Origin of the sequence: Pseudomonas sp. R3-18-08 (assembly GCF_003852065.1) — a bacterium.
GTDB lineage: Bacteria > Pseudomonadota > Gammaproteobacteria > Pseudomonadales > Pseudomonadaceae > Aquipseudomonas.
Genome location: NZ_CP027729.1, coordinates 1,405,218 through 1,418,662, shown reverse-complemented (window position 1 = coordinate 1,418,662; position 13,445 = coordinate 1,405,218). Strand labels below are relative to the sequence as shown.

The window sequence follows — 13,445 nt, the reverse complement described above, 5'->3', positions numbered from 1 at the left end:
GTCGCACGCCCGTGAACCGTATTGATTTCAGCGCGTCGCGCTAGAGAGAGCCTGTATGACCGTTAGTTTGAAAACCGCCGAAGACATCGCCGGCATGCGCATCGCCGGCAAACTGGCCGCCGACGTGCTGGAAATGATTGCCGAACACGTCAAGCCCGGCGTCACCACCGAAGAACTGAACCAGATCTGCCATGACTATATCGTCAATGTGCAAAAGGCCATCCCGGCCCCACTGAACTACAAAGGCTTTCCCAAGTCGATCTGCACCTCGGTCAACCACGTGGTGTGCCACGGGATCCCGGGTGACAAGCCGTTGAAGGACGGCGACACCCTGAACATCGACGTCACCGTGATCAAGAACCGCTACTTCGGCGACACCAGCCGCATGTTCCACGTCGGCAACGTGCCGGTCTGGGCCGAGCGCCTGTCCCAGGTGACCCAGGAATGCATGTACAAGGCCATCGAGATCGTCAAGCCAGGCTGCCGCCTGGGCGATATCGGTGAAGTGATCCAGAAGCACGCCGAAAAGAACGGCTTCTCGGTGGTGCGCGAGTTCTGCGGCCATGGCATCGGCACCGTATTCCATGAAGAGCCGCAGATCCTGCACTACGGCCGCGCCGGCACCGGCATGGAACTCAAGGCCGGCATGACCTTCACCATCGAGCCGATGATCAACCAGGGCAAGGCCGATACCAAGGTGCTGGGCGACGGCTGGACCGCCATCACCAAGGACCGCAAACTCTCGGCCCAGTGGGAGCACACCCTGCTGGTCACCGAAACCGGCTACGAGATTTTCACCCTGCGCGCCGACGACACGATCCCACGCACGTCGGATGCTGCTTCAGCTTAGGGATTACTCAGGTTTTCCCCCACTGTTTTGTGAATGACTGATAGATAGAAAGGAAAGCCGATCGATGCCCCAGGTGGATCCCGAACTCTTCGACCGTGGCCAGTTCCAGGCCGAACTGGCGCTGAAGGCAAGCCCTATCGCCGCGTTCAAGAAGGCGATCCGCCAGGCCCGCGAGGTGCTCGATGAGCGCTTTCGCGGCGGCCGCGACATACGCCGGCTGATCGAGGACCGCGCCTGGTTCGTCGACAATATCCTGCAAAAAGCCTGGGAACAGTTCAGCTGGAGCAGCGAGGCGGATATTGCCCTGGTGGCGGTCGGCGGCTACGGTCGTGGTGAGTTGCACCCCTACTCCGACATCGACCTGCTGATTCTGCTGGACAGCGCCGACCATGAGATTTTTCGCGATTCCATAGAGCGGTTTCTGACGCTGCTGTGGGACATCGGCCTGGAAGTCGGCCAGAGCGTACGCTCGGTGGACGAATGCGCCGAAGAGGCCCGCGCCGACCTGACCGTCATCACCAACCTGATGGAAAGTCGCACCATCGCCGGCCCCGAGCGCCTGCGCCAACGCATGCTCGAAGTCACCAACACCGCACACATGTGGCCGAGCAAGGATTTTTTCCTGGCCAAGCGTGCCGAGCAAAAGGCGCGGCACCACAAATACAACGACACCGAATACAACCTGGAACCCAACGTCAAAGGCTCCCCGGGCGGATTGCGCGATATCCAGACGATTTTGTGGGTGGCCCGTCGCCAATACGGCACCCTGAACCTGCGCGCCCTGGCCGGCGAAGGCTTTTTGGTGGAGAGCGAAAACGCCCTGCTGGCCTCGTCCCAGGAATTCCTGTGGAAAGTACGCTACGCCCTGCACATGCTTGCCGGGCGCTCGGAAGACCGCCTGCTGTTCGACCACCAACGCTCCATCGCGACCTTGCTGGGTTTTGAAGGCGAAGACGCCAAGACCAGCATCGAAAGCTTCATGCAACAGTACTACCGCGTAGTGATGAGCATTGCCCAGCTCAGCGACCTGATCATCCAGCACTTCGAAGAAGTGATCCTGGCCCCCGAAGACGAAGCGCCGCCGCAACCGATCAATTCGCGCTTCCAGCTGCACGACGGTTACATCGAGGCGCGCAACGACAACGTGTTCCACCGCACGCCGTTCGCCATGCTGGAAATCTTCGTGCTGATGGCCCAGCAGCCGGAAATCAAAGGCGTGCGCGCCGATACCATTCGCCTGCTGCGGGAAAACCGTCATCTGATCGACGATGAGTTTCGTCATGACATCCGCAACACCAGCCTGTTTATCGAACTGTTCAAGTGCAAGATCGGCATCCACCGCAACCTGCGGCGGATGAACCGCTACGGCATCCTCGGGCGCTACCTGCCGGAGTTCGGCTTTATCGTCGGGCAGATGCAGCACGACCTGTTCCACATCTATACCGTGGACGCCCACACCCTGAACCTGATCAAGCACTTGCGTAAGTTGCAGTACACCCAGGTGTCAGAGAAATTCCCACTGGCCAGCAAGCTCATGGCCAAGCTGCCCAAGCCGGAACTGATCTACCTGGCCGGCCTCTACCACGACATCGGCAAGGGCCGGCATGGCGATCACTCGGAGATCGGCGCGGTGGATGCCGAAGCGTTCTGCCAACGCCATCAGTTGCCGCTGTGGGACAGCCGCCTGATCGTCTGGCTGGTGCAGAACCACCTCGTGATGTCGACCACCGCCCAGCGCAAGGACTTGTCCGACCCGCAAGTGATCCACGACTTCGCGCAGATCGTCGGCGATGAAACCCGCCTCGACTACCTCTACGTGCTGACCGTCTCCGACATCAACGCCACCAACCCGACGTTATGGAACTCCTGGCGCGCCAGCCTGTTGCGCCAGTTGTACACCGAGACCAAGCGCGCCCTGCGCCGCGGCCTGGAAAACCCGGTAGACCGCGAAGAGCAGATTCGCCGCACCCAAAGCGCGGCCCTGGATATCCTGGTGCGCGGCGGCAACGACCCGGACGATGTCGAACAACTGTGGTCGCAACTGGGTGACGACTATTTCCTGCGTCACACCGCCGGCGATGTCGCCTGGCACACCGACGCCATCCTTCAACAGCCGGCCGATGGCGGCCCGCTGGTCCTGATCAAGGAAACCACCCAGCGCGAATTCGAAGGCGGCACGCAGATCTTCATTTATGCGCCGGACCAACATGACTTCTTCGCCGTAACCGTGGCGGCTATGGACCAGCTCAACCTGAACATTCATGACGCCCGGGTAATCACCTCCAGCAGTCAGTTCACCCTCGACACCTACATTGTGCTCGACACCGAAGGCGACTCGATTGGCGACAATCCGGTGCGTGTGAAGAAGATCCGCGAAGGCCTGACCGAAGCCCTGCGCAACCCGGATGATTACCCGACCATCATCCAGCGCCGGGTACCGCGCCAGCTCAAGCACTTTGCCTTTGCGCCGCAGGTGACGATCTCCAACGACGCCCAGCGCCCGGTGACCGTGCTGGAGCTGAGCGCGCCGGATCGCCCGGGCCTGCTGGCACGCATCGGCGGGATTTTCCTGGAGTTCGACCTGTCGCTGCAGAACGCGAAGATTGCGACCCTTGGCGAGCGCGTGGAAGACGTGTTCTTCATCACCGACGCCGATAACCAGCCGCTGTCCGACCCTGAGCTGTGCCGCCGTTTGCAGGATGCGATCGTGGAGCAATTGAGCGTGACCCAGGAACCCGGCGTCGCGCTGACGCGCCTGACCCTATGAACACCGGCGTATATGGGAGGGGGCTTGCTCCCGATAGCAGCGGATCAGATAAAGATCAGCTGACTGACACAACGCAATCGGGAGCAAGCCCCCTCCCACATTGAATTTTCGCCGGCAACCAGACCGCGTGCCGACAACTGAATTGACGAGACTTGCGATGAACAACGCCCTGAACCAGCTGCAGCCTTACCCATTCGAGAAACTGCGCGCCCTGCTCGGCAGTGTCACCCCCAACCCGGACAAACGCCCGATTGCCCTGTCGATTGGCGAGCCCAAGCACACATCACCGAGTTTCGTGGCCGAGGCGCTGAGCAACAACCTGGACCAGATGGCGGTGTACCCGACCACCCTGGGCATCCCCGCATTACGCGAGGCCATTGGCGCCTGGTGCGAGCGCCGCTTCAACGTACCTGCAGGCTGGCTGGACCCGGCGCGCAATATCCTGCCGGTCAACGGCACACGCGAGGCGCTGTTCGCCTTCACCCAGACCGTGGTCAATCGCGGTGACGACGCGCTGGTGGTGAGCCCGAACCCGTTCTACCAGATCTACGAAGGCGCCGCGTTCCTCGCCGGTGCCAAGCCGCATTACCTGGCGTGCCTGGACACCAATGGTTTCAACCCGGACTTCGATGCCGTGTCGCCAGACGTTTGGAAACGTTGCCAGATCCTGTTCCTGTGCTCTCCGGGCAACCCGACCGGCGCGCTGATTCCGGTGGACACCCTGAAAAAGCTGATCGCCCTGGCCGATGAACACGACTTCGTGATCGCCGCCGACGAGTGCTACAGCGAGCTGTACTTCGATGAGCAAACCCCGCCGCCAGGCCTGCTGAGCGCCTGCGTCGAACTGGGTCGCCAGGACTTCAAGCGTTGCGTGGTGTTCCACAGCCTGTCCAAGCGTTCCAACCTGCCGGGCCTGCGTTCGGGCTTTGTCGCTGGCGATGCTGAGATTCTCAAGGCTTTCCTGCTGTATCGCACCTATCACGGCTGCGCAATGCCGGTGCAAACCCAGCTGGCCAGCATCGCCGCCTGGCAGGACGAAGCGCACGTACAGGCCAATCGTGACCTGTATCGCGAGAAGTTCGACGCAGTGCTGGCGATCCTCAAACCGGTGCTGGATGTGCAGAGCCCGGACGGCGGCTTTTATTTGTGGCCGAATGTGAATGGGGACGATGCTGCTTTCTGCCGTGATTTGTTCGTGGAAGAACATGTGACGGTGGTGCCGGGCTCTTACCTGTCCCGTGAAGTGGATGGCTTCAACCCAGGCGCCGGGCGTGTACGCCTGGCATTGGTTGCACCGCTGGCCGAGTGTGTCGAAGCGGCTGGGCGGATTCGCGATTTCATCCAGCGCCGCGGTTGAGACGCAAGCCGCTCCCAACGGGGCGGCCTCCAGCGTTGTTTCTTGCAACCATTGCGAGGGAACAGAAACACGCAAACCTTACACCTAAGTTCATATAAACACTTAGGTGAACCCCCATGACGCTCACGATTTCGCCCACTTCGCCTTCTGTTCATTGCTTCACCGCGCCGCTCAATAGAAGTAAGCGCGGCGTCGCCATGCCCGACAAGCTCTGGCCTCAGCATTCGGTGCTGACTATCTCCCTGCTGAACATGCCCCCAGAACAAAAAGCGTTGGTAAAGCACAACATCAACGCATGGGCGCCGCATACCAATCTCTACTTCAAGTTCACCAACAGCCCCAATGGCGATATCCGCATCACTGCGGACGCTGACACGAGAGCGGGATGGTCAAACGTGGGCACCGACGCAAAGAAGGTGCCTTTATCCGAACCGACCATGGGCATTAACTTCACAGTCTCGCCAAGCAGCGTCGCCGCAACGATCCAGCATGAATTCGGCCACGCCCTCGGCCTCAAACATGAACATCAGCACCCCGATCGGACATTGGACCTGAACAGGCAGAACATCTATGACGAATATGCATCGAGAGGAGAACCCTCCTACAAGGCCAAAAACGATATCCTCCGCCCCTTCTCGCGCAAAGAGGTAAAGACTTCAAACTATGATGACAAATCCATCATGCACTATGGGATTCGCGCCTCACACCTGAATAGCGGAAATCCAATCCCGCGCAACTTCAAACTGTCTGAAGGCGATAAAAGCTTTGTGCAGTCACTGTACCCTGAAGATAAAACACTGCTCGGCAAACTGCTCGGTACCGGCATCCGCGCAATGATCAATGCCCAAACTACTTGACGCTGCCCAAGTTCGCTTCACTCATATCCAGATCCGCCAGGACTTCGCGCAATACATCATCGCCAATTTGATGTTGGCGACTCAAACGATACAACTCCAGCCGCTGCGCACGCAGCCCCTTGAGCCGCAGCTTGCGTTCCAGTTGATCCATCTGCAGCGCCAGGGCCTGGGCTTCGGCGGAATCGTTGAATACCTCAAGCTGGTGGCGATATTCCGACATCAATCGCGCCTTGAGCTCAGTGGCCAATGCCGCTTGAGCCGCATCCGGCACTACGGTTTCATCGGGCTCTTCAGCTTCCAGCGCATGGATCGCTGCCACGGCGGTTTTTTTCCAGGCCTCGCGAACCTCTCGGTGACGCTTTTCATCGGGGCTCTTTTCGATCCCGCGAAGCAGCAACGGCAGCGCGATACAGGCGGCGACCAGCGACAACAGAATGACGCCGGCCGCGATAAAGATCAGCAGGTCGCGCTCCGGAAAAGCCTGGCCCGGCGCCAGCAGCAATGGCACCGACATCACGCCCGCCAGAGTCACCGCACCGCGTACGCCGCCCACCGTCAGCAGCCAGCAGGATCGCGCCGTGGGCACCAGGGTCAGCTCGCTTTTCCCACGCACACGACGCAGCAAGCCTGACAGCCGCCAAATGCTCTGGACCCAGATAAAGCGCAACACCACCAGCACCACGAAGATCGCAATCACGTCCAGGTAGCGGTACATCAAGGTCGGCCACAACGTCGGTTCATGACTCACCACTGCCTTGATGATGTCCGGCAGTTGCAGGCCCAGCAGCAGAAAGATCAGGCCGTTGAAGGCAAACTCCAGCAGCGACCAGACACTGCGATTGAGCAGGCGTGTACTGGTTTGACGCGGCAGCAGGTCCAGCCAGCTCTGCATCATGCCCGCCGCCACGGCCGACAAAATGCCCGACGCGCCCAAGCGTTCCGCCAGTACGTAGGCCGCGAAGGGCAGCAGCAACATGAACACCACGTGGGTGGCCGGGTCATCCCAACCCCGTGCAATCATCCAGGCGCGCAGGCGACCGACCAGCCAGCTCAACGCCACACCGACCGCCAGCCCACCCACTGCGACCAAGACAAAGGTCAGGCTGGCATCGGCCAGGGAAAACACCCCGGTCAACGCGGCCGCCAGGGCAAACTTGAAGGTCACCAGGCCCGACGCATCATTCATCAAGGCCTCACCTTGGAGCATGTGCATCAAGGGCGTAGGCAGGCGATTCTGGGCAATCGCCGACACCGCCACGGCATCCGTCGGCGACAACACGGCCGCCAGGGCAAAGGCTACCGGCAATGGAATCGTCGGCAGAATCCAGTGAATGAAGTACCCCGCGCCGACCACCGTAAACAGCACCAGCCCCACGGCCAAGGTCAGGATCGGCCCGCGCAGGCGCCACAGCTCACGCTTGGGCATGCGCCAGCCATCGGAAAACAGCAGCGGCGGCAAGAACAGAAACAGGAACAGCTCCGGGTCCAGCGCCACATGCAGCCCCAACGTGGGCCAGGCCAGCAAGGCCCCGGCGGCAATCTGTACCAGCGGCAGCGGCAGGGGAATGATGCGCCCGACCAGACGCGACACGCTGACCAGCATCAGCAGGATAAGAACGGTGTAGGCGGTTTGCATAACGCGGGTTTCCCAGACAATCGACTTGCAACGACACACATGAGGCAACAACTGGCCGTTGAAGTGCCATATTACCCGGCTATGGTAACCGGCTATGCGGCGCACTGCCTTTTGCACAAACGTCGCACAGCGCTGACGAACGGCGCCGAAACGCGCTGGGCGTGGCATACTCAGCATGCCTTGCTTAAAATAATGACTCCCACCATTCCGCCACACTTTAGCGCGGTGAAATCATCAGGAATGCCGATGCTGAAGCGCATTACCGCGAAGGAAATCATAAGGCAGAGCCATCAGGGCGTCTCTGTCCAGCCATTTCTGGTCAGGGCTGACGATGACCAAACCTATTTTGTAAAAGGGCTTTCCAGAGCGCTCGGCAATGGCCTGGTTTCGGAGGCATTGAGTGCCGAATTGGGCAAACACCTCGGTTTGCCCATTCCTCCGTGGAGAATAATGGACGTCCCACAGCGCTTGATCGACTTTAGCGTGATGGACGGTGTAAGCGACCTAAGTGGTGGACCCGCATTCGCATCATTGCAGGTTGAAAATGCATCCGACTTCATGTGGGCCAACCTCAAGTCTCTACCCGCTGATTTGAAGAAAACGGTTCTACTTTTCGACTGGTGGATACTCAACGGCGATCGTGGCCTTGGAGAAATGGGTGGCAACGTCAACCTTATTCTTGATCCGAAAGGTGAGCTGGTCGTAATCGATCATAACGTAGCTTTTGATCCGCACCTCAGCTTGGATGAGTTCAGGAGGTACCATGTATTCAGAGACCAATTGGGCTCATTTGATGGGAATCTGCTCGCTCGTCTGGATTACCTTCCATTGCTTGACGCTGCCCTTGCAGACTGGGGTAGGATCATCTCCCTTCTACCGGATGAATGGCTTTGTCGCGACCATGATTGCGATGACGAGTACGAACCAACCCTTCAGCAAAGGCTACAAATACTGGAAAGGTTCAAGGACGAGCAATTCTGGGGGCAATTATGAAATATATTTGTAACTACTCAATTCTTAGGTTCCTGCCTTACCCGGAAACCGGTGAGTTCGTGAACATCGGTATTGTGCTGCTCGCAAATACGGGCGAATTCAAATTCAAAGTCGCTGCAAAACGCCAACGTGTCACGCGTTTCTTCGAGACTCTTGAGCATAAAGTCTATCTCCGCGCCAAAGGTGAAGTCGAGGACGAGTTCAACCGTCTCGTGGAATTCTTCGCGAACCATAAAACTGAGACGACGTTACTGACGAGTACGTTCAAACACCTCATCCATCCACGGGAAACGATGATGCGTTTCAGCCAGCCTGGATCCATGGCGACCGATAATATCGGACAAGCGCTGGACGACTTGTTTGAGCATTATGTAAATCACAGCTTTGCCAGTAAGGAATATCAAGAGAAGGTCCTAGAGCGTCAGCTAGGCACTCTTTTGGCCTCGTCGAATCTCAAGCAGCTTTATAAAGAGCAACGATTGGGTACAAATGACTACGATGTGAGATTCCCATTCGTCATGCTTGACGATCATATTGCTGAGCAGGCCATCAAACCGATTTTCTTTGGTCAGTCTGAACCGGGTAAAATCCTTGAACATGGTGACGCATGGCTGTCGAAAGTTATGCGTCTGAACAAAGCCAATAAGTTAGCCAAGGACACCTTATTCATTGCTGAGCCTCCGGCCCAGGGTAAACCAAAGCTATTTAAGGCTTACGAGGAAGTCACATTTGCACTTGCTGAGTTCGACGGTGTGAGGGTCATCAACGCACACATGACAAACTCGCAAAAGCTCCAAGAAATAAAACGCGGCGTCCCGGAGATGTCTCACTAAAAAATCGGCCATGGCCGGTTTTTTCCATCCGTGCCACAAGTCCAGTCACGCCTGCATGCACACAGTTTACGGTCGTTCCATCGTCACGACCGATCCGTAACAGTCAGTCGCGGCGCCAGGCGAATTGACGTGGCATAATCCGCGATCTTTCATTTTTCATTCGTCCAAAGGGGGCAATTCCTTGACCGCTTCAAGCAAAACCTTGCACCTTTTCGGCATCAAAGCCTGCGACACCATGAAAAAGGCGCGCACCTGGCTTGATGAGCACGCTGTGAGCTATGAGTTCCATGATTACAAAACGGCCGGTATCGACCGCGAACACTTGACCCAATGGTGCGACGAGCACGGTTGGCAGGTGGTTTTGAACCGTGCGGGCACCACCTTTCGCAAACTCGAAGACGAACGCAAAGCCGATCTCGATCAGTCGAAAGCCATTGAATTGATGCTCGCGCAACCCTCGATGATCAAGCGCCCGGTGCTCGATCTCGGTGACAGAACCCTGATTGGCTTCAAGCCAGATAGTTATTCGGCGGCCCTCAAGTAGGCCAGCCTTCCATTTTTGTAGAGGTAACAGCATGTCCAATTCCCTGTTCAGCCTGGGCTTCGGCGTCGGCACTCAGAACCGCCAAGGTGCTTGGCTGGAAGTGTTTTACGCACAGCCCTTGCTCAACCCGTCGGCTGACATCGTCGCGGCCATCGCGCCGATCCTTGGCTACACCGAAGGCAACCAGGCGATTACCTTCACCGTTACCCAGGCCCTGCAACTGGCCGATGCGCTCAAAGGCGTCGACGCCACCCAGGCCGCCCTGTTGAGCCGCCTGGCTGAAAGCCATACGCCGCTGGTTGCGACCTTGCTGGCCGAAGACGTCGCCCTGACCTCCACGCCTGAGGCCTACCTCAAGCTGCACCTGCTCTCCCACCGCCTGGTCAAACCCCACGGCCTGAACCTGGCCGGCGTGTTCCCGCAACTGCCGAACGTGGCCTGGACCAGCCAGGGCGCGATCGACATCGCCGAACTGGCCGAACGCCAGTTGGAAGCACGCCTGCGCGGCGAGCTGCTGGAAGTGTTCTCGGTGGACAAATTCCCGAAAATGACCGACTACGTCGTACCGAGCGGTGTGCGTATCGCTGATGCCGCCCGCCTGCGCCTGGGCGCCTACGTGGGCGAAGGCACTACCGTCATGCACGAAGGTTTCGTCAACTTCAACGCCGGCACCGAAGGCCCAGGCATGATCGAAGGCCGCGTATCGGCAGGCGTGTTCGTCGGCAAGGGTTCCGACCTGGGCGGCGGCTGCTCGACCATGGGTACCCTGTCGGGCGGCGGCAACATCGTGATCAAGGTCGGCGAAGGCTGCCTGATCGGCGCCAATGCCGGTATCGGTATCCCGCTGGGCGACCGCAACACCGTGGAGTCCGGCCTGTACGTGACCGCCGGGACCAAAGTTGCGCTGTTGGACGAGAAGAACCAACTGGTCAAAGTGGTCAAGGCGCGTGAACTGGCCGGCCAACCGGACCTGCTGTTCCGCCGCAACTCCGAGACCGGTGCCGTGGAGTGCAAAACCCACAAATCGGCCATCGAACTGAACGAAGCGCTGCACGCTCACAACTAAGCAGCCACTCGATGCCCCAGCGGGCCGCACCTTCGGGTGCGGCTCGCTTATACGAGTCTTGAACATCATGCTTGTGCCCTCCCCCTGGCGTGCCGACTTTCCAGCCATCGCCACCCTGCAACGGCAAGACCAGACCTACCTGGACAACGCCGCCACCACGCAAAAACCCCAAGCCCTGCTGGATGCAATCAGCCATTACTACGCCAATGGCGCAGCCAACGTGCACCGTGCCCAGCATTTGCCGGGAGCCCATGCGACCCAGGCGTTTGAAGACAGCCGCAGCAAGGTTGCGCAGTGGTTGAATGCGGGTGACAGCGGGCAGGTGGTGTTTACCCACGGCGCAACCTCTGCGCTGAACCTCCTGGCCTACGGCCTCGAGCACTTATTCGACGCGGGCGATGAGATTGCCATCAGCGCCCTGGAGCACCACGCCAACCTGTTGCCCTGGCAGCAACTGGCCAGACGTCGCGCACTGACGCTGGTGATACTGCCCCTGGACGCTGACGGCGTGATCGACCTTGACGCCGCTGCCCGACTGATCGGCCCGCGCACGCGGCTGTTGGCGGTCAGCCAGTTATCCAACGTACTCGGCACCTGGCAGCCGCTCGACGCCTTGCTCGGGCTGGCCCGCAGCCACGGCGCGCTGACGGTGATCGACGGTGCCCAAGGCATTGTCCATGGCCGCCACGACGTGCAGGCTCTGGGCTGCGACTTCTATGTATTTTCCAGTCACAAACTGTACGGCCCAGACGGGGTCGGCGTGCTCTACGGCCGCCACGAAGCCTTGCACCGCCTGCGCCACTGGCAGTTTGGCGGAGAAATGGTGCAACAGACGGACTACCACAGCGCCAGCTTCCGCCCTGCCCCCCTGGGTCTTGAGGCGGGAACGCCACCGATAGCCGGCGTGATCGGCCTGGGGGCGACCCTGGATTACCTGACTTCGCTGGATCCACAAACGGTGGTCAGGCATGAAGCGGCACTGCACGATTATTTGCTGCGCGGCTTAAAAGCGCGCAATGGCGTGCGCATACTCGGCGCGCCGCAAGTGGCGCTGGTCAGCTTTGTGGTCGAGGGCGTGCATAACGCCGACCTCGCGCACCTGCTGACCGAGCAGGGGATCGCCGTGCGTGCCGGTCATCACTGTGCGATGCCACTGCTCAAGATGCTGCAACTGTCGGGGGCGATTCGCGTGTCCCTCGCGCTGTACAACGACTCCGATGACCTGGAACGCTTCTTTGAAGCGCTGGACCAGGCGCTGGATATGCTGCGATGAGCTTGCCGGTGGATGCGGTGGCTGCGCTGGAAGCCTTTCAGTCAGTCGGCAGTTGGGAACAACGCGCCCGAATGCTGATGCAATGGGGTGAGCGCCTGCCCGCCTTGGCGGATGAGGATAAGGTCGATGCCAACCTCGTACAGGGCTGTGAGAGCCTGGTGTGGTTGGTGGGGCATTTGCACAATGGCCACTGGCAGTTTGCCGCCAGCAGCGAAGCGCGGATGATTCGGGGGTTGGTGGCGTTGTTGCTGGCGCGGGTGAATGGGTTGTCGGCGGCTGAGTTGCAGGCGGTGGACTTGCCCGACTGGTTCACTCAACTCGGGCTTTCCCGCCAACTATCGCCGTCACGCAGCAATGGCCTCAATGCAGTCTTGCAGCGCATGCGTTCCCTGAGCCGTACACAAAACTGAATGTGGGAGGGGGCAAGCCCCCTCCCACATTTTCAGGCAGGCTTGACCCGCTCCGACGGCCGGCGAACCCCGGCCACAATCTTGTCCACCGCCTTGGTCGCCGCCACCATGCCGAACGTAGCGGTCACCATCATTACCGCGCCAAACCCTCCCGCGCAGTCCAGCTTCACGCCGTCGCCGACAAAGCTCTTCTGCAAACAGATGCTGCCGTCCGGCTTGGGGTAGCGCAGCTGCTCGGTGGAAAACACGCAGGGCACGCTGTAATGGCGGGTCACCGTGCGTGAGAAACCATAGTCACGACGAAGGGTGGAGCGTACTTTCGAGGCCAGCGGGTCGTTGAAGGTGCGGTTCAGGTCGCACACCTGGATCAGCGTCGGGTCGATCTGCCCGCCGGCGCCACCGGTGGTGATGATCTGGATCTTGCGGCGTTTGCACCAGGCAATCAGCGCCGCCTTGGCGTTGACCGCGTCGATGCAATCGATCACGCAATCGATGTTCGGGGTGATGTACTCGGCCATGGTGTCGCGGGTAACGAAGTCCGCCACCGCATGCACGGTGCAATCCGGGTTGATACCGCGCAGGCGTTCGGCCATCACCTGGACCTTGGGTTTGCCCACGGTGCTGTCCAGCGCATGCAGCTGGCGGTTGCTGTTGCTGACGCAAACGTCATCCAGGTCAAACAGCGAAATCTCGCCCACCCCGCAACGGGCGATGGCTTCTGCCGCCCACGAGCCCACGCCGCCGACGCCGACGATCGCCACATGGGCCGCTTTCAAGCGTTCCAGGCCCTCAATGCCATACAAGCGGGCGACGCCTGCAAACCGCGGATCTTCTGTGCTCATGACCATTACCCTAAAAA

General features: G+C 59.6%; 12 protein-coding genes. 10 read left to right on the top strand and 2 right to left on the bottom strand.

Going from position 1 to position 13,445, the window contains the following annotated elements; all coding sequences use genetic code 11:
* Positions 1-55 precede the first annotated feature (55 nt).
* From map to C4J92_RS06405, 4 genes are all read left to right on the top strand, one after another.
* Positions 56-850, top strand: coding sequence for a type I methionyl aminopeptidase (gene map / locus C4J92_RS06420; protein ID WP_124403302.1), 795 nt, complete (start codon positions 56-58; stop codon positions 848-850).
* A gap of 64 nt (positions 851-914) precedes the next feature.
* The gene (locus C4J92_RS06415) at positions 915-3,617 is read left to right on the top strand and encodes a [protein-PII] uridylyltransferase (RefSeq protein ID WP_124403301.1); all 2,703 of its coding nucleotides are present in this window, start codon (positions 915-917) and stop codon (positions 3,615-3,617) included.
* A 157-nt stretch (positions 3,618-3,774) separates the two neighbouring features.
* Entirely contained in the window at positions 3,775-4,974 is a 1,200-nt protein-coding gene (gene dapC, locus C4J92_RS06410; RefSeq protein ID WP_124369877.1) for a succinyldiaminopimelate transaminase, read from the top strand.
* Between the two features lie 116 nt (positions 4,975-5,090).
* Positions 5,091-5,831, top strand: coding sequence for a M12 family metallopeptidase (locus tag C4J92_RS06405; RefSeq protein ID WP_124403300.1), 741 nt, complete (start codon positions 5,091-5,093; stop codon positions 5,829-5,831).
* Here C4J92_RS06405 and C4J92_RS06400 read toward each other — a convergent pair.
* Positions 5,824-7,467 carry a Na+/H+ antiporter gene (locus C4J92_RS06400; RefSeq protein ID WP_124403299.1) on the bottom strand — a complete coding sequence of 548 codons (1,644 nt, stop codon included), beginning with the start codon at positions 7,465-7,467 and terminating at the stop codon, positions 5,824-5,826. The genes C4J92_RS06405 and C4J92_RS06400 overlap by 8 nt on opposite strands.
* A gap of 39 nt (positions 7,468-7,506) precedes the next feature.
* On the opposite strand from C4J92_RS06400, the gene C4J92_RS06395 reads away from it, so the two are divergent.
* The 6 genes from C4J92_RS06395 to C4J92_RS06370 all read left to right on the top strand — a co-directional run bounded on the left by C4J92_RS06395 (position 7,507) and on the right by C4J92_RS06370 (position 12,586).
* On the top strand, positions 7,507-8,460 hold the full coding sequence (locus C4J92_RS06395) for a HipA family kinase (protein WP_256657459.1): 954 nt from the start codon (positions 7,507-7,509) through the stop codon (positions 8,458-8,460).
* Complete coding sequence (locus C4J92_RS06390) at positions 8,457-9,293, top strand: DUF3037 domain-containing protein (RefSeq protein ID WP_124403298.1); 837 nt, start codon at positions 8,457-8,459, stop codon at positions 9,291-9,293. Before C4J92_RS06395 ends, C4J92_RS06390 begins: the two co-directional genes overlap by 4 nt.
* 181 nt (positions 9,294-9,474) lie before the next feature.
* On the top strand, positions 9,475-9,837 hold the full coding sequence (locus tag C4J92_RS06385) for an ArsC family reductase (protein ID WP_099583364.1): 363 nt from the start codon (positions 9,475-9,477) through the stop codon (positions 9,835-9,837).
* A gap of 31 nt (positions 9,838-9,868) precedes the next feature.
* A complete protein-coding gene (gene dapD, locus C4J92_RS06380; RefSeq protein WP_124403297.1) occupies positions 9,869-10,903 on the top strand; it encodes a 2,3,4,5-tetrahydropyridine-2,6-dicarboxylate N-succinyltransferase in 1,035 nt (344 codons plus the stop codon).
* 67 nt (positions 10,904-10,970) lie between these two features.
* The gene (locus C4J92_RS06375; protein ID WP_124369872.1) at positions 10,971-12,176 is read left to right on the top strand and encodes an aminotransferase class V-fold PLP-dependent enzyme; all 1,206 of its coding nucleotides are present in this window, start codon (positions 10,971-10,973) and stop codon (positions 12,174-12,176) included.
* Positions 12,173-12,586 (top strand): SufE family protein, encoded by a 414-nt coding sequence (locus C4J92_RS06370; RefSeq protein ID WP_124369871.1) that lies wholly within the window; start codon positions 12,173-12,175, stop codon positions 12,584-12,586. The genes C4J92_RS06375 and C4J92_RS06370 overlap by 4 nt, the downstream gene beginning before the upstream one ends.
* 32 nt (positions 12,587-12,618) lie before the next feature.
* Here C4J92_RS06370 and tcdA read toward each other — a convergent pair whose 3' ends face one another.
* A complete protein-coding gene (gene tcdA, locus C4J92_RS06365; protein ID WP_372237484.1) occupies positions 12,619-13,428 on the bottom strand; it encodes a tRNA cyclic N6-threonylcarbamoyladenosine(37) synthase TcdA in 810 nt (269 codons plus the stop codon).
* Positions 13,429-13,445 lie beyond the last annotated feature (17 nt).

Excerpts from the sequence above, each read along its gene's own strand:
- C4J92_RS06395 (WP_256657459.1), top strand. The coding sequence starts at position 7,507 with ATGAGGCAACAACTGGCCGTTGAAGTGCCATATTACCCGGCTATGGTA.
- C4J92_RS06400 (WP_124403299.1), bottom strand. The coding sequence starts at position 7,467 with ATGCAAACCGCCTACACCGTTCTTATCCTGCTGATGCTGGTCAGCGTG.
- C4J92_RS06390 (WP_124403298.1), top strand. The coding sequence starts at position 8,457 with ATGAAATATATTTGTAACTACTCAATTCTTAGGTTCCTGCCTTACCCG.
- dapC (WP_124369877.1), top strand. The coding sequence starts at position 3,775 with ATGAACAACGCCCTGAACCAGCTGCAGCCTTACCCATTCGAGAAACTG.
- C4J92_RS06375 (WP_124369872.1), top strand. The coding sequence starts at position 10,971 with ATGCTTGTGCCCTCCCCCTGGCGTGCCGACTTTCCAGCCATCGCCACC.
- map (WP_124403302.1), top strand. The coding sequence starts at position 56 with ATGACCGTTAGTTTGAAAACCGCCGAAGACATCGCCGGCATGCGCATC.
- tcdA (WP_372237484.1), bottom strand. The coding sequence starts at position 13,428 with ATGAGCACAGAAGATCCGCGGTTTGCAGGCGTCGCCCGCTTGTATGGC.
- C4J92_RS06405 (WP_124403300.1), top strand. The coding sequence starts at position 5,091 with ATGACGCTCACGATTTCGCCCACTTCGCCTTCTGTTCATTGCTTCACC.
- C4J92_RS06370 (WP_124369871.1), top strand. The coding sequence starts at position 12,173 with ATGAGCTTGCCGGTGGATGCGGTGGCTGCGCTGGAAGCCTTTCAGTCA.
- dapD (WP_124403297.1), top strand. The coding sequence starts at position 9,869 with ATGTCCAATTCCCTGTTCAGCCTGGGCTTCGGCGTCGGCACTCAGAAC.
- C4J92_RS06415 (WP_124403301.1), top strand. The coding sequence starts at position 915 with ATGCCCCAGGTGGATCCCGAACTCTTCGACCGTGGCCAGTTCCAGGCC.